The organism is Pseudomonas sp. B392_1p (assembly GCF_052245235.1).
GTDB lineage: Bacteria > Pseudomonadota > Gammaproteobacteria > Pseudomonadales > Pseudomonadaceae > Serpens > Serpens gallinarum.
In genome coordinates this window covers 334,963-356,896 of sequence record NZ_JBQPXM010000002.1, presented here as the reverse complement: position 1 = coordinate 356,896, position 21,934 = coordinate 334,963, and the positions used below count along the sequence as shown (strand labels likewise).

General features: G+C 59.6%; 23 protein-coding genes and 1 pseudogene. 14 read left to right on the top strand and 10 right to left on the bottom strand.

The annotated features are described in order from the left end of the window. The first annotated feature begins 7 nt into the window (after nt 1-7). Nucleotides 8-613, top strand: coding sequence for a glutathione S-transferase family protein (locus tag ACTV8E_RS03965; RefSeq protein ID WP_251836735.1), 606 nt, complete (start codon nt 8-10; stop codon nt 611-613). Nucleotides 614-900: 287 nt separating this feature from the next. On the opposite strand, the gene ACTV8E_RS03960 is transcribed toward ACTV8E_RS03965, so the two are convergent. The 4 genes from ACTV8E_RS03960 to ACTV8E_RS03945 form a co-directional block, all read right to left on the bottom strand. Then, nucleotides 901-1,677, bottom strand: a complete 777-nt coding sequence (locus ACTV8E_RS03960; protein ID WP_443198556.1) for an outer membrane protein OmpK — start codon at nt 1,675-1,677, stop codon at nt 901-903. 137 nt (nt 1,678-1,814) lie between these two features. Next, nucleotides 1,815-2,429, bottom strand: a complete 615-nt coding sequence (locus ACTV8E_RS03955; RefSeq protein WP_443198555.1) for a LysE family translocator — start codon at nt 2,427-2,429, stop codon at nt 1,815-1,817. A 123-nt stretch (nt 2,430-2,552) separates the two neighbouring features. After that, nucleotides 2,553-3,413, bottom strand: a complete 861-nt coding sequence (locus tag ACTV8E_RS03950; protein WP_443198554.1) for an alpha/beta hydrolase — start codon at nt 3,411-3,413, stop codon at nt 2,553-2,555. Between the two features lie 81 nt (nt 3,414-3,494). Continuing rightward, nucleotides 3,495-5,210: a proline--tRNA ligase gene (locus tag ACTV8E_RS03945; RefSeq protein WP_443198553.1), complete on the bottom strand. Its 1,716-nt coding sequence runs from the start codon at nt 5,208-5,210 to the stop codon at nt 3,495-3,497. A gap of 105 nt (nt 5,211-5,315) precedes the next feature. Between ACTV8E_RS03945 and ACTV8E_RS03940 the strand changes: the two genes are divergently transcribed. Continuing rightward, on the top strand, nt 5,316-5,723 hold the full coding sequence (locus tag ACTV8E_RS03940; protein WP_443198666.1) for a PaaI family thioesterase: 408 nt from the start codon (nt 5,316-5,318) through the stop codon (nt 5,721-5,723). A 142-nt stretch (nt 5,724-5,865) separates the two neighbouring features. Here ACTV8E_RS03940 and ACTV8E_RS03935 read toward each other — a convergent pair whose 3' ends face one another. Then, entirely contained in the window at nt 5,866-7,158 is a 1,293-nt protein-coding gene (locus tag ACTV8E_RS03935) for an OprD family porin (protein ID WP_443198552.1), read from the bottom strand. Between the two features lie 492 nt (nt 7,159-7,650). Here ACTV8E_RS03935 and ACTV8E_RS03930 point away from each other — a divergent pair, with 492 nt between their 5' ends. Then, a complete protein-coding gene (locus ACTV8E_RS03930; protein WP_251836728.1) occupies nt 7,651-8,082 on the top strand; it encodes an HIT family protein in 432 nt (143 codons plus the stop codon). Next, nucleotides 8,079-8,285: a SlyX family protein gene (locus tag ACTV8E_RS03925; RefSeq protein WP_251836727.1), complete on the top strand. Its 207-nt coding sequence runs from the start codon at nt 8,079-8,081 to the stop codon at nt 8,283-8,285. Before ACTV8E_RS03930 ends, ACTV8E_RS03925 begins: the two co-directional genes overlap by 4 nt. A gap of 31 nt (nt 8,286-8,316) precedes the next feature. On the opposite strand, the gene ACTV8E_RS03920 is transcribed toward ACTV8E_RS03925, so the two are convergent. From ACTV8E_RS03920 to ACTV8E_RS03900, 5 genes and pseudogenes are all read right to left on the bottom strand, one after another. Beyond that, on the bottom strand, nt 8,317-9,168 hold the full coding sequence (locus ACTV8E_RS03920; RefSeq protein WP_443198551.1) for a pseudouridine synthase: 852 nt from the start codon (nt 9,166-9,168) through the stop codon (nt 8,317-8,319). 48 nt (nt 9,169-9,216) lie between these two features. After that, nucleotides 9,217-10,446 (bottom strand): serine/threonine transporter SstT, encoded by a 1,230-nt coding sequence (gene sstT / locus ACTV8E_RS03915; protein ID WP_251836725.1) that lies wholly within the window; start codon nt 10,444-10,446, stop codon nt 9,217-9,219. 835 nt (nt 10,447-11,281) lie between these two features. After that, entirely contained in the window at nt 11,282-11,506 is a 225-nt protein-coding gene (locus ACTV8E_RS03910) for a cold-shock protein (RefSeq protein ID WP_251836843.1), read from the bottom strand. 114 nt (nt 11,507-11,620) lie between these two features. After that, nucleotides 11,621-11,893: pseudogene (locus tag ACTV8E_RS03905) on the bottom strand (cold shock domain-containing protein membrane protein); the annotation flags it as partial. A 285-nt stretch (nt 11,894-12,178) separates the two neighbouring features. After that, nucleotides 12,179-12,649: a Dps family protein gene (locus tag ACTV8E_RS03900; protein ID WP_443198550.1), complete on the bottom strand. Its 471-nt coding sequence runs from the start codon at nt 12,647-12,649 to the stop codon at nt 12,179-12,181. A 239-nt stretch (nt 12,650-12,888) separates the two neighbouring features. Between ACTV8E_RS03900 and aspS the strand changes: the two genes are divergently transcribed. From aspS to tolB, 10 genes are all read left to right on the top strand, one after another. Continuing rightward, nucleotides 12,889-14,664 (top strand): aspartate--tRNA ligase, encoded by a 1,776-nt coding sequence (gene aspS / locus ACTV8E_RS03895; RefSeq protein ID WP_251836723.1) that lies wholly within the window; start codon nt 12,889-12,891, stop codon nt 14,662-14,664. Between the two features lie 172 nt (nt 14,665-14,836). After that, the gene (locus ACTV8E_RS03890) at nt 14,837-15,586 is read left to right on the top strand and encodes a YebC/PmpR family DNA-binding transcriptional regulator (RefSeq protein WP_443198549.1); all 750 of its coding nucleotides are present in this window, start codon (nt 14,837-14,839) and stop codon (nt 15,584-15,586) included. Nucleotides 15,587-15,756: 170 nt separating this feature from the next. Continuing rightward, entirely contained in the window at nt 15,757-16,281 is a 525-nt protein-coding gene (gene ruvC, locus ACTV8E_RS03885) for a crossover junction endodeoxyribonuclease RuvC (protein WP_251836721.1), read from the top strand. A gap of 80 nt (nt 16,282-16,361) precedes the next feature. Next, nucleotides 16,362-16,967, top strand: coding sequence for a Holliday junction branch migration protein RuvA (gene ruvA, locus ACTV8E_RS03880; RefSeq protein WP_251836720.1), 606 nt, complete (start codon nt 16,362-16,364; stop codon nt 16,965-16,967). Continuing rightward, complete coding sequence (gene ruvB, locus ACTV8E_RS03875; protein ID WP_273535720.1) at nt 16,968-18,020, top strand: Holliday junction branch migration DNA helicase RuvB; 1,053 nt, start codon at nt 16,968-16,970, stop codon at nt 18,018-18,020. Nucleotides 18,021-18,042: 22 nt separating this feature from the next. Then, nucleotides 18,043-18,483: a tol-pal system-associated acyl-CoA thioesterase gene (gene ybgC / locus ACTV8E_RS03870; protein WP_251836718.1), complete on the top strand. Its 441-nt coding sequence runs from the start codon at nt 18,043-18,045 to the stop codon at nt 18,481-18,483. 2 nt (nt 18,484-18,485) lie between these two features. Then, nucleotides 18,486-19,181, top strand: a complete 696-nt coding sequence (tolQ, locus tag ACTV8E_RS03865) for a protein TolQ (RefSeq protein WP_251836717.1) — start codon at nt 18,486-18,488, stop codon at nt 19,179-19,181. A 10-nt stretch (nt 19,182-19,191) separates the two neighbouring features. Beyond that, a complete protein-coding gene (gene tolR / locus ACTV8E_RS03860) occupies nt 19,192-19,650 on the top strand; it encodes a protein TolR (RefSeq protein WP_251836716.1) in 459 nt (152 codons plus the stop codon). After that, nucleotides 19,647-20,612 (top strand): cell envelope integrity protein TolA, encoded by a 966-nt coding sequence (gene tolA, locus ACTV8E_RS03855; RefSeq protein ID WP_443198665.1) that lies wholly within the window; start codon nt 19,647-19,649, stop codon nt 20,610-20,612. Before tolR ends, tolA begins: the two co-directional genes overlap by 4 nt. Then, entirely contained in the window at nt 20,609-21,907 is a 1,299-nt protein-coding gene (gene tolB / locus ACTV8E_RS03850; RefSeq protein WP_273535714.1) for a Tol-Pal system beta propeller repeat protein TolB, read from the top strand. The genes tolA and tolB overlap by 4 nt, the downstream gene beginning before the upstream one ends. Nucleotides 21,908-21,934 lie beyond the last annotated feature (27 nt).

Sequence of the window (21,934 nt, the reverse complement as noted above, 5' to 3'; positions counted from 1 at the left end):
GCGCGTTATGTACAAGGTCTACGGCGATTACCGTTCGGGCAACTGTTACAAGGTCAAGCTGATGCTGCATCTGCTGGATCGGCCCTACGAATGGATTCCAGTGAATCTCTTGCATGGCGCGACCCGCTCCGAGGAGTTCCTCAAGAAGAACCCCAACGGCAAGATTCCGGTGCTGGAGCTGGAAGACGGCACCTGCCTATGGGAGTCCAATGCGATTCTCAACTTCCTGGCCGATGGCAGCGAGTTTTTGCCCAGCGAGCCGCGCCTGCGTACTCAGGTGTTGCAGTGGCAATTCTTCGAGCAGTACAGCCATGAGCCGTATGTTGGCCTGGCGCGCTACATCAAACTGTTCCTCGGCTTGCCCGAAGATCGCCTGGCCGAATACAAGGCCCGGCAGTTGGATGGTTACCACGCGTTAAACGTAATGGAGCAGCAGCTGAAAAACACGCCGTATCTGGTGGGTGATCACTATTCCATTGCGGATGTGGCGCTGTACCCCTTCACACATGTTGCGCAAGAAGGTGGCTTTGAGCTCAGCGACTATCCGGCGATTCGCGCCTGGTTGCAGCGGGTGGCCAGCCATCCCCGGCATGTAGGCATGCTCGATCGTTAAGCTGAATCGCTATCTCCAGTGGCGATAGCGATTTCACGGTGGGTTGGCCACCCTACGAAGCGGCGCTGCTTGGTTAAAGTGCGGCCTCGTTCGTTGCCGAGAGTGGGGCTGGAGATCAATAGCTGAACGAGCATCCCGCCCGTAGCGTCACGATCCCATGGTGGTGCCCGAATCACTCCGCATTTCCTGCACAAAAACTCTGCAACGGGCGAGGCCACCCTACGGCATGGCGTAGCCCTACATGACGTGTAGGGCTACGCATCATCCGCGCAGGAAGTGCGTTTTGTTTAGAAGTGCACCTTTACCAGCAGGCTGGCGGTGTTCTGGTCGGTGCGGAAAGCGTTGCTGTCTTCGATGCCGTACTTGTCCTTCCAGTAATCGTATTCGATGCCGACGTACAGTTGTTTTTCGCCCAGGCTCAGCGCCTTGCCCAGGTCATATTTGATCTGCGGGTTGAAGTGCAGGTTGGCGTGGTAGCCCTTGTCGTTATCCACGACCCAGTCCATGAAACCGTCAATCACCAGATCGGAAGAGCCGACGGGGATGGTGTAGCTCCATGCCGGGGTGATCTGCCACACGCCGTCGCCATCGCGGCCGCTCTCGGTATGGCGGCGGTAGAAGTTCAGCTGGAAAAAGTCGAAACCGGGCAGGGCCAGATCAAAACCTGGACCGATCAGGTAGGTCTCCACGTCGCCCTCACCAAATTCATAGGTGGTGGCCAGCAGTACATCCTTGACCGGGCCGACGGAGACGTCGCTGCCGCTCAGTTTGCCCAGCGACAGGCGCGGTGAAAACTCACCGTACAGCGTGCTGTCGTCGCGGCCATTGTCGTTGCCCTTGCCATTGAAATGGATCGAGTCAACGAACACGAACAGATCGCCCATGCTCCAGCCGCTGACGTGTTCAAAGGTCAGTGTTTGCTGGATGGGCGCATCCACCTTGAAATCCTGGCCATACAAGTAGGTCAGGCTGTTGTTGTGCCATTGCAGCAAGTCGGATGCATTTGCCTGGGCACAAGCCAGGGTGCTGCCGGCCAGCAGCAGGGCAGTAAGCGGACGGAACATGGTGAACTCCAGGGTGGGGACTTCCGGGTTTTATTCGGCAGCAGCCGCTGCCATGGAAACGGCGCCGCGCATTATAGAGCGGCGTCAGTAATCGAAAAGAGGGCGATGTCCCACAGTGCGCAAGGTCACTGGCCGGCTTACCGACTGATGACCAGCTTGATGCCAAAGCCGATCAGGCAGACACCGGCGAGCTTTTCCAATGAGCGGGTGACGGCCGGAAGACTGCGCAGGCGCTCGGCCAGGGTGTGGGTGAACAGGGTCACGATCAGACCATAGGCAAAGGTCAGCACCGCAACGGTCACGGCCAGGAAGCCGAAGGTAACCAGCCCCTGGTGACGGGCAGGATCGACGAACAACGGCAGGAATGCCATGTAAAAGATGATCGCCTTGGGATTGAGCAAGGTGATCAGCAGGGTCTGGCGCATAAAGTGTTTCGGCTTGATTTCCAGCGCCGGCGCATCCCCCGGTTTGCTCAGCAGCATCTTGCCGCCCAGCCAGGCCAGATAGGCTGCGCCAAGCCACTGCATTGCGTTAAACGCAGCAGGGTAGGCGGCCAGCAGCGCTGCCACGCCGGCGACCGCCAGCCACATCAGGACCTGGTCACCCACTATGATCCCGAAGGTGGAGGCCAGGCCACCCTTGATGCCGCCTTTGCCGGTGGACGTGATCAGAGCAAAGTTACCTGGACCGGGGATGGCCAGCAGAACAATGAAAGCGATGACAAATGCACCGTAGTCGGTCACGCCGGGCATGGGGAACTCCTTGAATGGGTGCGCGATTTTACTACGGTCCGGGTGGCAGGCTTGCGCAGGACTGCATAAATCCGTAGGTGCGCACTGCCTGTCAGGCTGTATTCAGCTGTACCTGCGCTCCGCTCAGGGTACGGTGAGAACCTGCCCGTCCAGCCACTCCAGAAGTTGTGCTCGCCAGTGCTGGCGGGAGAGCATTTCCTGATGCCGAGCTTCGGGAGAAAGCCACAACCAGGCGGGCTCGCCCGCCAGCTGATGAAGTCGTTTGCCATGGGAGCAGGGCACGACGAGGTCTGCGCAGCCATGCATGATCAGTACAGGTATGGCCGGGCGCTGGGCCAGGTAATGCTCGGGACTGAAGTCGTCGCGAATGGTCCAGGCCAGCGGGTAGCGAAACAGTGTGGTCAGCCAGGGCTCCGCCAGCTTTTCGCGGGCGATGCGTCGGTAGCTGGAGAACGCGCTGTCCAAAATCAGCGCGCTGACCTGATCTGGCGGGCTTTGCGCAACGAGGGTGGCGGCAACCGCACCGCCAAGGCTTTGCCCAAGCACCACCAGAGGCAGGTGCTGGGTTTGCGCTTGCTGGGCGGCCCATTCAAGCCCGGCTTCAGCATCCTGATACACGCTGGGTATGTCCGGCGAGCCTTGCGACAAGCCAAAGCCGCGATAGTCGAGGATGAACAGGTCCCAGCCGGAAAACGTTATCCAGCTTATGGCGCCCAGGTGCGTGCTGATATTTTCCGCATTGCCATGCAAAAAATAGATCACCCCTTTGGTGCGCTCGTTATCACTCAATCGCGCGGGCAACCACCAGCCGTGCAGGCGTGTGCCATCCGCTGCTCGCAGATGCACGTCCGCATACGGCATGCCGAGCTGGTCGGGAGTGCCGCGCAAGCCAGGTTCGGGCAGGTAGAAGAAATGGCCGCAGCCGGAAAGCAGGCCCATCATCAGGCCCAGCAGCAAGGTGCGGATCAGGGGAGGCAGGAGCATCGAAATGCGCATCGCTGGTGAGGGATGGAGCAGCCTGCATGTCCTAGCGGCATGCAGGCTGCTCGACAGGTTCAGGCTTGATCAGACTGCGGTGCGCTGCTTGAGGAAGCTGAGGATATCGTCGACAGCCACGGCCTGGGTTTCGCTGTCGCGGCGACCCTTGTATTCCAGGGTGCCTTCGCCCAGGCCGCGATCGCTGACCACGATGCGGTGCGGAATGCCGATCAGTTCCATGTCGGCAAACTTCACGCCGGGGCTGGTCTTCTTGTCGCGGTCATCGAGCAGGACGTCGTAACCGGCTGCGGACAGCTGTGCGTACAACTGATCAGTGGCCAGTTTGACCGCTTCGTTCTCGTACTTCATCGGCACGATGGCGATCTGGAAGGGCGCCAGGGCGTCCGGCCAGAGAATCCCGCGATCGTCGTAGTTCTGCTCGATGGCAGCGGCTACCACGCGAGAAACACCAATGCCGTAGCAGCCCATGATCAGCGTGATCGGCTTGCCTTGTTCGCCCAAAACCTTGAGGTTCATGGCCTCGCTGTACTTGGTGCCCAGCTGGAAGATGTGCCCGACTTCGATGCCGCGCTTGATCTCCAGAGTGCCTTGGCCATCAGGGCTCGGGTCACCGGCCACCACGTTGCGCAGGTCAGCTACCAGCGGCAGGGGCAGGTCGCGTTCCCAGTTGATGCCGAAGAAGTGCTTGTCGTCCTCGTTGGCGCCCGCGCCGAAATCGCTCATCAGCGCCACGGAGCGGTCGATGATGCAAGGAATCGGCAGGTTGACCGGGCCAAGGGAGCCTGGACCGGCGCCAATGGCGGTGCGAATTTCGGCTTCCGAGGCGAATACCAACGGATCGGCGACCTGCTCCAGGTGGGCGGCCTTGATCTCGTTCAACTCGTGATCACCACGGACGATCAGGGCGACCAGTTGGCCTTCTTCGGCGCCATGCACCACCAGAGTCTTGATGGTCTTCTCGATCGGCAGGTTATAGCGCTCTACCAGTTCGGCAATGGTCTTGGCATCAGGGGTGTCGACCAGGCGCATGGCTTCGGTGGCGACGCCGCGCTCTTTCTCACGCGGGATGGCTTCGGCCTTCTCGATGTTGGCGGCGTAGTCGGAGCTGTCGCTGAAGGCGATGTCGTCTTCACCGGACTCGGCCAGTACGTGAAATTCGTGGGAGCCGGTGCCGCCGATGGAGCCGGTGTCGGCTTGTACCGGACGGAAGTTCAGGCCCAGGCGGGTGAACACATTGCAGTAGGCCTGGTGCATGCGGTCGTAGGTTTCCTGCAGGGAATCCTGGGACAGGTGGAAGGAGTAAGCATCCTTCATGATGAATTCGCGGCCGCGCATCAGACCGAAGCGCGGACGGATTTCGTCGCGGAACTTGGTCTGAATCTGGAAGAAGTTGATCGGCAGTTGCTTGTAGCTGTTCAGCTCGTTGCGTGCCAGATCGGTGATGACTTCTTCATGGGTCGGGCCGACGCAAAAATCCCGCTGATGGCGGTCTTTCAAGCGCAGCAGCTCAGGGCCGTATTGTTCCCAGCGGCCGGATTCTTGCCACAGTTCGGCGGGCTGGATGGCGGGCATCAGCACTTCCAGTGCACCTGCCTTGGTCATTTCATCACGTACGATGGCTTCCGCCTTGCGCAGGGCGCGCAGGCCCAGTGGCAGCCAGGTGTACAGACCGGAGGCGAGTTTGCGGATCATCCCGGCGCGCAGCAGCAGTTGGTGGCTGATGACCACTGCATCGGACGGGGTTTCTTTCAGGGTCGAGAGCAGATACTGACTGGTACGCATGTTTGGCCGTTTTGTCCGTTGCGAGTGCGAGAGTGAGCTGGGCATTGTACGGCGCCAGTATAGTGCCGTACAGGCGACAGAGCCGGAGGGGTGAAGATGACGGTGTTGACTGCCGAGCAGGTGCAGGACTTGATTCGTGGGGGGGTGCCGATGGCCGAGGATATCGATTTGCGTATCGAGCGTCTGACTGCGGAGTGTGCAGTGGCGCGGGTGCCGTTTCAGCCGCGCCTGGTGCGTCCTGGCGGTACGCTGTCCGGGCCGACGCTCATGGCCCTGGCCGATGCCGCCATGTACGCAGTGGTGCTCGGTGCCTTGGGACGGGTGGAGATGGCGGTGACCAGTAACCTGAATATCAACTTTCTGGCCCGTCCAGTGCCGGTGGACCTGCTGGCCGAGGCGCGCATCCTGCGTTTGAGCAAACGCCAGGCCGTGTGTGAGGTATCGTTGCATTCGGCCGGCAACGAAGACGTGTTGGTGGCTCATGTCACCGGAACCTACGCTTTGCCATTGTGAGGCGTGGCTCCTGCCGGCGCATACCCTGTGGCGCGCTGTCTTTGTGGGGCCGATTTCATATCGGCCGACGGAGCCTGCGCTGCCGGCACAAGAAATAAGAAGCCCGGCTGATGCCGGGCTTCTTCATATAGGAGCGAGTGGGTTACAGAATGCTCAGCGGGTACTCGGCGATCAGGCGGATCTCGTCGATGCTCGGCGAGCCGTAGTAGACACCATCGCTGCTGCGGTAGGTGGCTTGCCGGATACGCAGGTTCAGGTCCTTGGCCGGGCCGTCCTGAAACACATACCTCACCTGGATATCACGTTCCCATTCCTTGCCATTGTCGGTGGTGGCCGTTTTGGCATCACTACCATGAACGTAGCGGGCCATGAAACTCAGGCCTGGAACACCGAACGCGGCCATATCGAGATCGTAGCGAGCCTGCCAGGATTTCTCATCATAGGAGTTGAAGTCGGAGCGCTGCACCGAGTTGGCGAGGAAAACGGCACCACCGCCATCAATACCGTAATCATAGCCAATGGTATACGGGTCTCCGTCTGAGTCCACTGACCGATAACCACCAATGGATTTCTGATAGGCCAGCATGAACGTATGCGCGCTCAGCGTATAGGCGGCAGACAGGCTCCAGATAGTGTTGTCTTCATCGCTGCCGGTGCCGGTGTATTCGGCGTCGTAGTCGGTCTGGTAGATGTTGAAGTCGAAGGCCAGGGACTGTTCATCGGCGAGGCCCATTGTGTAATTCAGATTGCCATACCATTTTTGGAAGGCATCTTTCAGATCCGAGTAATACAGCGTGGCGCTCATCACGTCGCTAAAGGTGTAAGTACCACCAATGAAGTCGGCGCGTCTAAGTCCTAGGCTGTCTTCACCGGTCTGGGCTTGTGCATTCAATGCTGTGAAGTGACCGGCATTTAACTCCAGCCCGGCAAGTTCGCTGCTGGTCAGCATGAAGCCCGTGGCGGTTTCCGGCAGCAGGCGGCTGTCATCAGTGGCAAATACCGGCAAACCCACGAATTGCTCACCGTATTTCAAGGTAGTGCTAGAGACGCGCGCCTTGATGGCGCCGCCCGCCTCGGAATAGTCGTCCTGGGAGCGCCCATCGCTGCCGGTAGGAAACAGGCCGCTGCCTGTGCGACCACGACCGCTGTCCAACTTCAGGCCCAGCAGGCCGAAGGCGTCCACGCCAAAACCGACCGGCCCCTGGGTGAAACCCGATTCGAAGGTGGCGATGACGCCATGGCCCCATTCCTGCGGGTCATCATCACGAGCCGGGTCGTTACGGAAATCGCGAAAGAAGTACAGGTTACGGTTGAGAATGTTCAGGCTGCTGTCTTCGACAAAGCCCTGGGAGTCGGACTGGGCGCTGGCCAGGGCCAACTGCGAGGTGCCTGCGGCCACGGCCAAGGCGATTACACTCCACTTCATCACGTGCATGTGACTGCTCCTTTGGTTGTATTCAACGCCGCCTGAGAAACGGGTGGCTTTTTTTAGCTGTTTTGTGTTGCCGCTTCGGTATTGGTTATTTATTTATAGCGAATAAAAACAGTAGCCACATTTATCCGTTGTGACTGTGATGTCGAAAGCAAATGTTTCCAATCTGTCTATGGGTAAGTTGAAGGACTGCCATTGTTTGGCCATTACGCAATGATTGCTTTTTGATATCGCTAGCTACTGATTGGTGGCTCTTTGATATCAAGTCAGATAGATATCCATTGCATTCACTCATAGCAATAAATACGAACAAGTCAAAGGTGCTAGTGGTTTATCTTGCAAACTTAAACCGGCTTCGCAGAAAACGTATCCAACATTGGTCCGGTGCCTGTCGCGTGGCTACGCGTTTCGAACAATGAAAATCCGGAGGGGAGCGGGTATTCTGCGTGGCATCGCCTGACCCCAAGGGAAAGGCATCACTACAGGAGATAAGCGATGTTTGCCTTGGCCGAGCAACTACAACGGGACACGGTGCTATTAGGAGATTTCTCGCTCTGCAGCCTGTTGTTGATGAATGACGCGCAGTACCCCTGGTTCATCCTGGTGCCGCGTCGCGAGGATGTCAGTGAGCTGTTCCAGCTGGACGCAGACGATCAACTGCAGTTATGGACGGAAGCCACCTCGCTGGCGGAGATACTCAAAGACACCTTTGCCGCCGACAAGATGAACGTGGCCACCCTGGGCAACATGGTCAGCCAGCTGCATATGCACGTGATCGTGCGTCGCAAGGGGGATCCGGCCTGGCCTGCACCGGTGTGGGGGCAGCATCCGGCTCGCCCTTACACAGCTGAGGATATTCAGACCATTCGCGAGAAGTTGAAGCTGGTCTTGCCCGATGACTTCCGTTTTGCCGGGGAGAGCGCATGAGCCTGGAAGCGCGTATCGCCGATCTGGAAACCCGCCTGGCTTTTCAGGACGACACTATCCAGAGCCTGAACGACGAATTGGTGCAGCAGCAGCGGGTCCTCGAGCGACTGCAGATTCAGGTAATGGCGCTGTCGCGGCGCCAGGAAGAGCTGCAGGGCCAATTCGGCATTGATCAGGATGACGTGCCGCCGCCGCATTATTAACTGACTGGGCTGCACCGCGTGCAGCAAGCAGCTACAAGTTCAAGTCGCTGTGGAACGCGCGCTGCCGCCCATCCAGTGGGTCCTGAAAGCTCAGACCCTGGGCCAGAAGCTTGAGCGGCCGCTGGTAATCATCAGTGGTGTCGCCCAAGTCGGGATACAGTGGGTCATTGCAAATGGCGGCGCCCAGGCCCGCCATATGCAGGCGCAGCTGATGCTTGCGGCCGCTGACCGGATACAGGGCATAGCGCCAGCAATTGTCGAGTTCGGCATCAACCTCGATGCGCGTCTCGCTATTGGGCGTGCCGGCTGCTTCCTGCATGCGGAAGAAGGGTGTGCCGGGTTCCAGGCGAGACTGATGCCGCAAGGGAAATTCCAGGTGCGGCAGGGCGGGTGCCAGGGCCAGGTACCGCTTGGCGATACGCTGCTGGCGAAACAGCTCCTGATAACGGGTGCGGCTGTGCGGGTTGCAAGAGAATAGCACCAGGCCGGCGGTCAGCCGGTCGAGTCGGTGCAACGGCACCAGATCAGGATTGTCGAAGCGCTCGATCAGTCGGTTGAGCAGCGTCTCGCGCACATAGGCACCGGCCGGGATGACCGGCAAGAAGTGCGGCTTGTCGACCACCAGCAGATGCTCGTCGTGGAACAGCACGTTTTCCTCGAAAGGAATCGGTACTTCATCGATCACTTCGCGAAAGTATCGAATGCGCAACCCTTCGCGATGGGGATGCTCGGCGCCGATAGTCCGATGTTGCTCATCCAGCACACGGCCACGGGCAAACCGCTCGAGCCAGGTTTCGCGGGAAATGGCGGGAAGATGGGCGCACAGGCAGTCGAGTACCGTTGTCCAGGGACCGGCGGGCAGATGCAGGGTGCTGGGTTTCATAATGGGCAGTAGCGGCCTGCCGGGTTAACCATGCAGGCCGCGAGTGGCTCAGGCTTCTTGTTCGGAGAGTTTGCGTTCTGCGGCGATGCAAGCCGCTGCGGTGAACAGCACGTCGGTAGAGGAGTTCAATGCGGTTTCCGTGGAGTCCTGCAAAATGCCAATCACGAAGCCGATGGCAACCACCTGCATGGCGATTTCGTTGGGAATACCGAACAGGCTGCAGGCCAGCGGGATCAGCAGCAGCGAACCACCTGCCACGCCAGACGCACCACAAGCGCTGACCGAGGCCACGACGCACAGCAGGAGGGCGGTGAGGAAGTCTACCTGGATACCCAAGGTATGGGCCGCAGCCAGGCTTAGAACGCTGATGGTAACGGCGGCGCCGGCCATGTTGATGGTGGAGCCCAGCGGAATGGCCACCGAGTAGGTGTCTTCATGCAGGCCCAGGCGTTCGCAGATCTGCAGGTTGACCGGCACGTTGGCCGACGAGCTACGGGTGAAAAACGCGGTCACGCCACTCTCGCGCAAGATCATGAACACCAGTGGGTACGGATTTTGGCGAGTCTTCCAGAATACGATGGCCGGATTGATCACCAGTGCAACGAACAGCAGGCTACCAATCAGAACCACCAGCAAGTGGCCATAGCTGTACAGCGCCTGAATACCCGAATCGGCCAGCGTCGTGGCGACCAGGCCGAACACGCCCAGCGGGGCGAAGTGGATGACGATCTTGACGATCAGCATGACGCCCTTGGACAGATCACTGATTACGGTGCGCGTGGTTTCGCTGCCGTTGCGGATGGCCAGGCCCATGCCGATGGCCCAGGCCAGGATGCCGATGTAGTTGGCTTCCAGCAGAGCCTTGACCGGATTGCTCACCGCACTGAATAGTAAGGTGTTGAGTACTTCACCAATGCCTCCGGGCGGGGTAACGCCGGTGGCGGTGTCGGTCAGCGGCAGGGTGGTCGGCCACAGGCTGCTGGCAACCACAGCGACAACAGCGGCGGCCAGGGTGCCGATCACGTAAAGCACCAGAATCGGGCGGATATGGGTCGGTTGTCCTTGTTTGTGGTTGGCGATGGCCGAGGTAACCAAGAAAAACACCAAAACCGGGGCGACGGCTTTCAGCGCGGTGACGAACAGGTCGCCGAGGATGCTGACGTTGTCAGCGGCCTGGGGCAGCAGCAGGGCAAGCAGGATGCCTGCAACCAGGCCGGCGGTGATCTGGGCAACCAGACTGGTCCGTGTAATCAGATGCAAGAGCGGACGTTGAAACATGATGGATGAATTCCTGGTTTTGCGAATGGCTTGAAGGCCAAGCGAGGCAGATGCACGTGAAGCCGGGATTCGGTTCAAAAAAACCTGCCGCCGGTGATTAGCATCTGGGCTGGCTTTTAACTGAGTTCGGGGGCGGTAGGAAAAAGGCCGCGAACGGCATTTGTCATACAGAACCAGAACGGGCTTCTGAATAGAGTAATTCCGCAGAGCGGATGGCATCGTCTGAATAGGCGGCGATTACCGGCTCCGAAGGCCCTGGCTCGGGCGTTCAAGCAGCAGTCGAGGCAGGGGTGGCGCGGCGACGGAGCTGGAGCGCGGGCGATTTTAATGGTTTTGCCAGAATTTTGCGGCTTTTTCCCCAACCGCTAGTCATGAACGCCGGGGAGCCTGGAGATAGTGTTGGAAGAGCGGTAGGCGGAATACGTGCGGCACGGCCAAAAAACAAGGCTGTGTCTGCGTTAAGTGTTGCTAGCCGAAGGGCGGGCGCAACGACTGCGCCGCGCCTTCCCCTCGGCGCTGCAGGACATGATTTTGTAGGGGCGAATTCATTCGCCTGGCGCATGACTCCCAGGCCATATAGCCGCCACGACCAACGCAAAGGCATCAGCCGCGTAGTCCGTCGCCTCCCCGCAGGTGTCGGAAGACTCGGTGCTAGGCGAATGAATTCGCCCCTACCAGAGCCTGTGCCAGGCACGGTTTTCAGTGCGGGAGTCACGCCCTCGCGACGAATGCGGGGTAGTAGCCGTTGCAACAACTAACGCAGACGCAGCCAAAAAAACGCCACGTTGCTTAGGCAGACGTGGCGTTTTTTTCGTTTAAGGAGCAGGTGTGACGATCAGCGCCGGCTGGGCGAGGCGGCAATCACGTCTTCGGCCTGCAGGCCTTTGTCGCGTTGCATTACGGAGAACTCCACGCGCTGGCCTTCGATCAGGACCCGATGGCCTTCGCCGCGGATGGCTCGGAAGTGCACGAAGATATCGTCGCCCGAGTCGCGGGAAATGAACCCGAAACCCTTGGACGTATTGAACCACTTGACCGTGCCAGTTTCGCGGTTGCCCAGTTCCGAACTGGCGAAGCCTTGTGCAGGGCGAGTGTGCGATTGCGGCCAATGAATCACCACGTTCAGCAGTACGCCGAGGGTGGCAAGCAGCAGCCCTGCGGCAACGGCAGGTTGGCCGGCAAGGAAGTCAAGCGGGGCAAGCACAACCACGGCCTGGCAAACGACGCTCAAAATCAGCAGCACCGAGACCACGGCTTGCAGGGCGGGGTGTTTTTCACTCTCTCTGTAGATCACGAACGAGCCAAGCAGCAGGTTAAGCAGGCCGAACAGGAGCAGAAGTAATGCATCGGTTTGAAGGAGATAGGGCAAAGCCTCACTGCGCAGGCTTGGAGTGAAGGACAGCAGCAGGGCGGCTAGGCCCGTTAGCAAATGAAGGATTCTCAGCATGGGGATGAACTCATTTTGGTAAAGGCAAGAGAAAGAGCCAGCCAGCAGCGGCACTCTGATAAGGATGTGGAGAGGTCGTGTCTGACTAGCCTATGCATCGCAAATCCTGTTGCGCGGTGCACAGGCGTATTTAACCGCAAAGCGCGGACTCTCTCAAATCGATGCGAAGACGAAAGGGAAATGGTTCGAGTTGTGGCAGGTAAGTGGTCTGGAACGGGTTCGCCAGGCGCTGAGTCTGCCAGGGGCACGGTAGTCGGGAGGCCAGGCTGGCCTCCCGGCTCTCGGTCAGGCGGCCAGAAGGCTGCGCAACATCCAGGCGGTTTTTTCATGCACCTGCATGCGCTGGGTCAGCAGGTCGGCGGTGGGTTCGTCGCTGACTTTTTCCAGCAAGGGGAAAATGCCTCGGGCGGTCCGCACCACGGCTTCCTGGCCCTGGACCAGGAGTTTGATCATGTTTTCGGCGGCCGGAATGCCCTCGTCTTCCTTGATCGAAGACAGGCGCGCATAGGCTGCATAGGTGCCTGGCGCCGGGAAGCCTAGGGCGCGAATGCGTTCGGCTATGGCGTCTACCGCCAAGGCGAGCTCGGTGTATTGCGTCTCGAACATCAGGTGCAGGGTATTGAACATCGGCCCGGTGACATTCCAGTGAAAATTATGGGTTTTCAGGTAAAGCGTATACGTGTCGGCGAGCAAGCGAGACAGGCCTTCGGCGATTGCCGAGCGGTCTTGTTCGGAAATTCCAATGTTGATGTCCATGATGGCTCCTCCTGTGAATGGGAATGCTGCCTAACATAGAGTGCTGGTGCGCCCCGTGGTGCCCGGTGGGGGAGAACCGATGGGGATGAAGCCGTTGGCGTGCGTCGCCGTCGGCTGCGCGATGGCGATTAACCCTATATAATCTCGCGCTTTGCCACCTTTGCCCGAGCGTACGTGAGTCGTCCGGGTACGCGTGGTCGGCCAAGACGAATCCAGACTCAAGAGAAGCGAAAAACACCATGATGCGCAGCCACTATTGCGGCCAGTTGAACGAGGGCCTCGACGGCCAGGAAATCACTCTTTGCGGTTGGGTTCATCGTCGCCGCGACCACGGCGGGGTGATTTTTCTCGATATCCGCGACCGTGAAGGTCTGGCCCAGGTGGTATTCGATCCGGATCGCGCGGAAACCTTCGCCAAGGCCGACCGGGTGCGCAGCGAATATGTGGTGAAGATTACCGGCAAGGTGCGTCTGCGTCCGGAAGGCGCGCGCAACCCGAACATGGCCTCCGGCGCTATCGAAGTGCTGGGTTATGAGCTGGACGTGCTCAACGAAGCCGAGACCCCGCCGTTCCCGCTGAACGAATACAGCGACGTCGGCGAGGAAACACGTCTGCGTTATCGCTTCATCGATCTGCGTCGCCCGGAAATGGCCGAGAAGCTCAAGCTGCGCTCGCGCATCACCAGCAGCATTCGCCGCTACCTGGATGAAAACGGCTTCCTGGACGTCGAAACGCCGATTCTCACCCGCGCCACTCCGGAAGGTGCTCGCGACTATCTGGTGCCGAGCCGCACCCATGCCGGCAGCTTCTTCGCCCTGCCGCAATCGCCCCAGCTGTTCAAGCAGCTGCTGATGGTTGCCGGCTTCGACCGCTACTACCAGATCGCCAAATGCTTCCGCGACGAAGACCTGCGCGCCGACCGTCAGCCCGAGTTCACCCAGATCGACATCGAGACCAGCTTCCTCGATGAGGCGGACATCATGGGTATTACCGAGAAGATGATCCGCCAGTTGTTCAAGGAAGTGCTCGACGTCGAGTTTGGCGAGCTGCCGCACATGTCCTTGGCCGAAGCCATGCGCCGCTTCGGTTCCGACAAGCCGGACCTGCGCATTCCGCTGGAACTGGTGGATGTCGAGGATCAACTCAAGGACGTTGAGTTCAAGGTGTTCGCTGGCCCGGCCAACGACCCCAAATGCCGCGTTACCGCACTGCGCGTGCCGGGCGGTGCGAGCATGCCGCGCAAGCAGATTGACGACTACACCAAGTTCGTCGGCATCTACGGTGCCAAGGGCCTGGCCTACATCAAGGTCAACGAGCGCGCTGCCGGTGTGGAAGGATTGCAGTCGCCGATCGTCAAGAACATCCCGCTGGACAACATTAATGTGATCCTCGATCGCGTCGGTGCGGTGGACGGCGACATCGTATTCTTCGGTGCTGACAAGTCGAAGATCGTGTCCGAAGCACTGGGTGCGCTGCGCATCAAGCTGGGCCATGACCTGAACCTGCTGACGTGCGAATGGGCGCCGCTGTGGGTCGTCGACTTCCCAATGTTCGAAGAAAACGACGACGGCAGCCTGACTGCCATGCATCACCCGTTCACCGCGCCCAAGTGCAGCCCGGCCGAACTGGAGGCCAACCCGGCCACCGCGTTGTCGCGCGCCTACGACATGGTGCTGAACGGTACCGAGCTGGGCGGCGGTTCGATCCGTATCCACGACAAGAAGATGCAGGAAACGGTCTTCCGCGTACTGGGCATCAGTGCCGAAGAGCAGCAGGAGAAGTTCGGCTTCCTGCTCGATGCCCTGAAATTTGGCGCGCCGCCGCACGGTGGTCTGGCTTTTGGTCTGGACCGCCTGGTGATGCTGATGACCGGCGCGGATTCGATTCGCGAGGTCATTGCCTTCCCCAAAACCCAGAGTGCGGCCTGTGTCATGACCCAGGCGCCGGGCGAGGTGGACAACAAGGCGCTACGCGAATTGCACATTCGCTTGCGCGAGCAACCCAAGGCCGAATAAGCCTACCCCTGGAGCCTGGTTTTGCCAGGCTCCTTCGTCTCGGGCATGCTCGGACGAATAATCGTTGTCGGCTGACAGGCTATTACACGCCTAGGCTCGACAATCGATGCATTTCATAGGGTGGTGAACATTCACCCTAGGTTCTGGTTACACGATTAGACAGGAGCGAGTCATGGCTGGTCATTCCAAATGGGCCAATATCAAGCACCGTAAAGAGCGCCAGGATGCCAAGCGCGGGAAGATCTTCACCAAGCTGATCCGCGAGCTCACCGTAGCTGCCAAGCACGGTGGCGGCGTACCGGCTGACAACCCGCGCCTACGCCTGGCTGTGGAAAAGGCACTGACCGCCAACATGACCCGCGATGTGATCGATCGCGCCATTGCCCGTGGTGCCGGTACCAACGAAGCCGACAACATGGTCGAGCTGAGCTACGAGGGGTATGCACCAAGCGGCGTGGCGATCATCGTCGAGGCCATGACCGATAACCGCAACCGTACCGCGGCCGAAGTGCGCCATGCCTTCAACAAGCACGGCGGCAACCTGGGCACTGATGGCTCGGTGGCCTACATGTTCGATCGCAAGGGGCAGATCAGCTATGCGCCGGGTGTCGACGAAGACGCACTGATGGAAGCTGCGCTGGAAGCCGGAGCGGACGATGTGGTCGGCGAGGAAGACGGTTCCGTGCAGGTTTACACCAGCTTTGCCGATTTCCTGGGCGTCAACGAGGCGTTGACCACCGCCGGCTTCAAGGGTGACGAGGCGGAAGTGGCCATGATTCCCTCAATAGCCGCGCCGGTCGCCGATCTGGAAACTGCGCAGAAGGTGATGCGCCTGATCGATGCCCTCGAAGATCTGGACGACGTGCAGAACGTCTACCACAACGCGGAAATCCCCGACGAGCTCATGGAGCAGCTCGGCTGATCCTGATTGCATGACGCGGCCGGAAGATCGCTATGGCGCGCTTCCGGCTTTTTTTTATGGAGGCGTCATCTGCATTTTGCGGCCTGGTGCGTAGGCCGACTGCCGCTAGCGCCAGCCAGGCACGGTCCGTATACTCGCTCGCTGGATAAATAAACAGTACGGCGACAGGCATGACGCTGATTTTGGGGATTGATCCCGGCTCGCGTATCACCGGCTATGGCGTGGTGCGCGACACCGGGCGGGGTTGCGAGTACATCGCCTCCGGGTGCATTCGCACCGGCAGCGGCGAGCTCTCGGATCGTTTGAAAATGGTGTTTCGTGGCGTTAGCGAAGTAATCCAGACCTACGGGCCCGTGACCATGGGCATCGAGCAGGTGTTCATGGCGCGTAACGCCGATTCGGCATTGAAACTGGGGCAGGCGCGCGGGGCGGCCATCGTCGCTGGCGCCGAAGCGGGGCTGCAAATCGCCGAGTACACCGCCACCCAGGTCAAGCAGGCCATCGCCGGCACGGGTGGTGCGGACAAGCAGCAGGTGCAGATGATGGTCATGCATCTGCTTAAGCTGATACAAAAACCACAGATTGATGCCTCCGATGCGCTGGCCATTGCTTTGTGCCATGCCCATCATCGCCAGAGCCTGATACCCCACGGACTGACCACGGCCAAGCGCCGCGGCGGACGTTTGCGGTTGTAACGCACTGGCTTCAAGGCGCACGGTAAAAATAAATTTGCTTGGTGCGGGAGGCAGTCCCGCTTCGTGGAGGATGCAGGGCAGTGATAGGACGATTGCGTGGAACTCTGGCGGACAAACAGCCGCCCCATGTGCTTCTGGATGTAAATGGTGTGGGCTATGAGCTGGAAGTGCCGATGAACACGCTTTATCGTCTGCCGGCCCTGGAGCAACCCGTCACACTGCATACTCACATGGTGGTGCGCGAAGATGCCCAGCTGCTGTATGGCTTTTTTGAAAAGCGCGAGCGCGAGCTGTTCCGTGAGCTGATCCGCCTCAATGGCGTAGGGCCCAAGCTGGCACTGGCGCTCATGTCTGGGCTGGAAATCGATGAGCTGGTGCGCTGCGTGCAGGCTCAGGACACGTCCACGCTGATGAAGATTCCCGGCATAGGCAAGAAAACAGCCGAGCGTCTGCTGGTGGAATTGAAAGACCGTTTCAAGGCATGGGAAAACATTTCAGGTATTTCCACGCTGGTTACGGAACCCCTTAACGTAACGGCAGTCTCAAGCGCGCAAAATGATGCCGTCAGTGCGCTGATCAGTCTGGGGTTCAAACCGCAGGAAGCCAGTCGTGCAGTAACCGCCGTGCAGGAGGATGGTTTGAGCAGTGAAGAATTGATCCGTCGCGCATTGAAGGGAATGATCTAAGTGATCGAAGCCGATCGTTTGATTACCGCCACCGGCCGCGACCGCGAAGAGCAGCAGGATCGCGCCATTCGACCGCTGAATCTGGCCGACTATATTGGCCAGCCGGTGGTGCGCGAACAGATGCAGTTGTTTATTCAGGCGGCGCGGGCGCGCAGCGAAGCGCTGGACCATACCTTGATCTTCGGCCCGCCAGGGCTGGGCAAGACGACGCTGGCGAACATCATTGCCCAGGAAATGGGCGTGTCGATCAAGAGCACCTCGGGGCCGGTACTCGAGCGGCCTGGCGATCTCGCCGCCTTGCTGACCAATCTGGAAGCCGGCGATGTGTTGTTCGTCGATGAGATTCATCGTCTGTCACCCATCGTCGAAGAAGTGCTGTACCCGGCCATGGAAGACTTCCAGCTGGACATCATGATCGGCGAAGGCCCGGCTGCGCGTTCGATCAAGCTGGATCTGCCACCGTTCACCCTGGTGGGTGCCACCACGCGTGCCGGCATGCTGACCAACCCGCTGCGTGACCGCTTCGGCATTGTGCAGCGTCTCGAGTTTTATTCCACCGAGGATTTGACCACCATCGTCATGCGCTCGGCCGGCATTCTCGGCCTGCCCATTGAGGTTGAAGGCGCGTTCGAGATCGCCCGTCGCGCGCGCGGCACGCCACGCATCGCCAACCGCCTGTTGCGTCGAGTGCGCGACTTTGCCGAGGTGCGTGGCAAGGGTGAAATTACCCGGTCAATTGCCGACCTGGCGTTGAACATGCTGGATGTGGACGAGCGGGGCTTCGATCATCAGGATCGCCGCCTTCTGCTGACCCTGATTGAAAAGTTCGACGGTGGGCCGGTCGGTGTGGACAGCCTGGCGGCTGCCATCAGCGAGGAGCGCCACACCATCGAGGATGTCCTGGAACCCTACCTGATCCAGCAGGGCTATATGATGCGCACGCCGCGCGGGCGGGTTGTGACGCGGCATGCTTACCTGCATTTCGGGCTGAACCTGCCCAAGCGTTTGAACGAGATCGCGGTCGATTCACTGGCCGACGACGCCGAGCTGTAACCCTGGAGTGCGTATTACAAGCATGTCTGCAGTCAAAGAACCTTTTTCCCATGGTTGCCGGGTGTATTACGAAGACACCGATGCCGGCGGCGTCGTGTACTACGTCAACTACCTGAAGTTCATGGAGCGGGCGCGCACCGAGCGGCTGCGTGAGCTGGGGTTTGCCCAGTCGCAACTGGCCGGTGACAACCTGCTGTTCGTGGTGCATTCCAATGAGGTGCGTTACCACGCGCCGGCACGTCTGGATGATGAATTGCAGGTCAGTGCCGAGGTGGTCGAGTTGAACCGTGCCAGCCTGTGTTTCCGTCAACAGGTACGCCGGACCCGTGATGCTGCGCTGCTCTGCGAAGGTCGATTTATGATCGCTTGCGTGCGCGCCGATAATTTCAAACCCCGGGCCATTCCCGATGTGCTGCGCGCAGCCTTCGCCGCCGACCTGGGCCCCCTTTCAGCAGGAGAGTAAGCGTGGAAGCCAACGCCGTTGACCATATGTCCATGTGGAGCCTGATCAGTAACGCCAGCGTGGTGGTGCAACTGGTCATGCTCATTCTGGTGGCTGCTTCGATCACCTCGTGGGTCATGATTTTCCAGCGCGGCAGCCTGCTGCGCGCTGCGCGCAGCTCTCTGGAAGCGTTCGAAGAGCGCTTCTGGTCGGGTATCGACCTGTCCAAGCTGTATCGTCAGGCCGGCAGTAGTCCTGACCCGGATTGCGGTGTGGAGCAGATCTTCCGTGCCGGTTTCAAGGAATTCTCGCGCCTGCGCCAGCAAACCGGTGTAAGTGCGGATGCAGTGATGGATGGCGTGGCGCGGGCCATGCGCGTGGCCATTTCCCGTGAGGAAGAGAAGCTCGAACAGTCACTGCCGTTCCTGGCCACGGTCGGTTCCACCAGCCCGTATATCGGCTTGTTCGGTACCGTGTGGGGCATCATGAATTCGTTCCGGGGTCTTGCCCAAGTGCAACAGGCCACCCTGGCCACCGTGGCGCCGGGTATCGCCGAAGCGCTGATTGCCACCGCGATTGGCTTGTTCGCGGCCATTCCGGCCGTTATCGCCTACAACCGCTTCGCGGCTCGTGGCGAGGCGCTGATTGCCCGCTACTACACCTTCGCCGATGAGTTCCAGGCGATTCTGCACCGCAAGGTGCACACCTCGGACGAGTGAGGCCTGCCTGATGGCCAGAATTCGCAACAGACGCAAGCCGGTTTCGGAAATGAACGTGGTGCCTTACATCGACGTGATGCTGGTGCTGCTGGTGATTTTCATGGTGACCGCGCCGATGCTCAATCAGGGGGTCAAGGTTGACCTGCCCCAGGTTTCCAGCGAGGTCCTGCCCCAGGACAACAATGCTCGCGTGCTGACCATTTCGATCAAGGCCGACAAGAGCTATTACTGGAACATGGGCGAAGAGGTTCAGCCCGATCAGGACAAGAGCAGCGAGTCGGCGGTTTCGCTGGACAGTCTGGTCGGTGCGGTAAAAGGCATCATGGCCGAGAACAGTCGTCAGGGTAAGAAGGTGCAGGTCTACGTGCGTGGCGACAAGACAGTCGATTACGGTTCGGTGATGGCCGTGATGGGTGGGTTGCAGCAGGCCGGCGTAGGCAATGTCGGCCTGATCACTGAGGCGCCCTGATGCACCAGCCCTTGCGTTCGGCTTCGCAAAGCTATTTCTGGCCAGTGATCTGGGCGGTGTCTCTGCACGCCCTGATGTTCGCCTTGCTGTTTGTCAGCTTTTCGCGAACCCCGGACCTGCCGCCTTCACGGCCTGTTGTGCAGGCCACTTTGTATCAGCTGAAATCCCAGAGCCAGGCCGAAACCCAAACTCAGCAAAAGACCGCTGGGGAAGCGCAAAAGACTGCGGCTCGGGAATTCGAAATGGAGCAGTTGGAACAGCGCAAGGCTGAAGAACAGCGTGTGGCCGCTGCTAAGCAGGCGGAACAAAAACGCGCTGAAGATGCTCGAAAGGCAGATGAGGCCAAGAAGGCCGCAGCCCGCAAAGCGGCCGAAGCCAAGGCTGCTGAGCAGAAGCGGGCTGCTGAGATTGCGATGAAAAAGGCCGAGGATCAGGCCAAGCAGAAAGCCGCCGAAGAAGCGAAGAAAAAAGCTGCCGCCGAGGCTGAAAAGAAAAAGGTCGCCGAGGCAGCCGAGAAGAAGGCGGCTGCAGAAGCTGCCAAAAAAGAAGCCGCGGAAGATGCAAGGCGCAAGGCCGAAGAAGACAAGAAAGCCCAGGCGCTGGCCGAGCTTCTTGCTGAGGATACTCGCCGCGCCCAGGCCAAGGCCGATCTTCATGCGCAGCAGGTGGCGGGCAGCATCGATGACTTGATCATCAACCTGATCAGCCAGCAATGGCGGCGTCCGCCAACGGCGCGCCAGGGGATGAGCGTCGAGCTGCTGATCGAGATGTTGCCCGATGGCACCATCAGCAACGCCGGCGTCACGCGTACCAGTGGCGATCCTGCCTTTGATAATTCGGCCGTCGCCGCCGTACGCAGCGTTGGACGTATTCCAGAAATTCAGACACTGGACAGCGGGCTTTTCGAGTCGCTGTACCGCAAGCGCCGCATTATCTTCAAGCCGGAGGATTTGAGTCCGTGAATAGCCTGATTCGTGTCGCCTTGCTGGGCCTGGCTCTGCTGGCTGGCACTGTGCACGCAGCTGACCCGTTGCTGATCACCAGCGGCACCGACCGTGCCACTCCGATTGCAGTCGTGCCCTTTGGCTGGGAGGGCAGCACCGTGCTTCCCGAGGACATGGCCAGCATCATTGGCAATGATCTGCGTAATTCCGGCATCTTCGAGCCCATTCCACGGCAGAACATGATCAGTCTGCCGAACCGTGCAGAAGAGATCATTTATCGCGACTGGCAGGCACTGGGTGCGCAGTATGTGTTGCTGGGCAGCCTGGTACCGGTGAGCGGACGCTTGCAGGTGCAGTTCGCCCTGTTCAACGTGACGACCCAACAGCAATTGCTGGCGGGCAGCGTGACGGGTACCAGCGCACAGTTGCGCGACATGGCTCACCATGTTGCTGATCAGGCCTTTGAAAAGCTCACCGGCACCAAGGGAGCGTTTTCGACCCGCCTGCTATACGTGACCGCGGAGCGGCTGGGCACGACCAATACGCGCTACACCTTGCAACGCTCCGATTACGATGGTGCTCGTGCTGTGACCCTGTTGCAGTCCCGCGAGCCGATCCTGTCGCCGCGCTATGCGCCGGATGGCAAGCGAATCGCCTATGTCTCTTTCGAGCAGAAGCGTCCACGGATTTTCATTCAGCATGTCGACACCGGCCGGCGCGAGCAGATCACCAACTTCGAAGGGTTGAATGGCGCACCGGCGTTTTCGCCTGACGGCAACCGCCTGGCCTTCGTGCTCTCCAAGGACGGCAATCCGGAAATCTATGTCATGGACCTGGCATCTCGCCAATTGCAGCGGGTCACGAATCATTACGCCATCGATACCGAGCCGTTCTGGGGGCGCGATGGGCAAACGCTATATTTCACATCCGACCGGGCGGGTCGTCCGCAAATTTACAAACAGCGCCTCGGCAGCAATGCGGCGGAGCGGGTCACGTTCGTAGGCAATTACAACGCCAACCCGAAACTGTCGGCCGATGAAAAGACTCTGGTGATGATCCATCGCCAGGATGGCTATACCAATTTCAAGGTGGCCGCACAGGATTTGCAGCGCGGAAACTTGCGCATTCTCTCAGATACGACGCTGGATGAGTCGCCTACTGTTGCGCCTAATGGCACCATGCTAACCTACGCCACTCGTCGGCAAGGACGCGAGGTTTTAATGCTCGTTTCCGTCAATGGACGAGTCAGGCTGCCGCTTCCCACCGCGCAGGGGGAAGTTAGAGAACCTTCCTGGTCTCCTTACCTGAACTGACATGGCGTCAATTTGTTCTCCTTTCAA

Coding starts and splice junctions, on each gene's coding strand:
- ACTV8E_RS03965 (WP_251836735.1), top strand. CDS start 8: ATGTACAAGGTCTACGGCGATTACCGTTCGGGCAACTGTTACAAGGTC.
- ACTV8E_RS03960 (WP_443198556.1), bottom strand. CDS start 1,677: ATGTTCCGTCCGCTTACTGCCCTGCTGCTGGCCGGCAGCACCCTGGCT.
- ACTV8E_RS03955 (WP_443198555.1), bottom strand. CDS start 2,429: ATGCCCGGCGTGACCGACTACGGTGCATTTGTCATCGCTTTCATTGTT.
- ACTV8E_RS03950 (WP_443198554.1), bottom strand. CDS start 3,413: ATGCTCCTGCCTCCCCTGATCCGCACCTTGCTGCTGGGCCTGATGATG.
- ACTV8E_RS03945 (WP_443198553.1), bottom strand. CDS start 5,210: ATGCGTACCAGTCAGTATCTGCTCTCGACCCTGAAAGAAACCCCGTCC.
- ACTV8E_RS03935 (WP_443198552.1), bottom strand. CDS start 7,158: ATGCACGTGATGAAGTGGAGTGTAATCGCCTTGGCCGTGGCCGCAGGC.
- ACTV8E_RS03930 (WP_251836728.1), top strand. CDS start 7,651: ATGTTTGCCTTGGCCGAGCAACTACAACGGGACACGGTGCTATTAGGA.
- ACTV8E_RS03925 (WP_251836727.1), top strand. CDS start 8,079: ATGAGCCTGGAAGCGCGTATCGCCGATCTGGAAACCCGCCTGGCTTTT.
- ACTV8E_RS03920 (WP_443198551.1), bottom strand. CDS start 9,168: ATGAAACCCAGCACCCTGCATCTGCCCGCCGGTCCCTGGACAACGGTA.
- sstT (WP_251836725.1), bottom strand. CDS start 10,446: ATGTTTCAACGTCCGCTCTTGCATCTGATTACACGGACCAGTCTGGTT.
- ACTV8E_RS03900 (WP_443198550.1), bottom strand. CDS start 12,649: ATGGACATCAACATTGGAATTTCCGAACAAGACCGCTCGGCAATCGCC.
- aspS (WP_251836723.1), top strand. CDS start 12,889: ATGATGCGCAGCCACTATTGCGGCCAGTTGAACGAGGGCCTCGACGGC.
- ACTV8E_RS03890 (WP_443198549.1), top strand. CDS start 14,837: ATGGCTGGTCATTCCAAATGGGCCAATATCAAGCACCGTAAAGAGCGC.
- ruvC (WP_251836721.1), top strand. CDS start 15,757: ATGACGCTGATTTTGGGGATTGATCCCGGCTCGCGTATCACCGGCTAT.
- ybgC (WP_251836718.1), top strand. CDS start 18,043: ATGTCTGCAGTCAAAGAACCTTTTTCCCATGGTTGCCGGGTGTATTAC.
- tolR (WP_251836716.1), top strand. CDS start 19,192: ATGGCCAGAATTCGCAACAGACGCAAGCCGGTTTCGGAAATGAACGTG.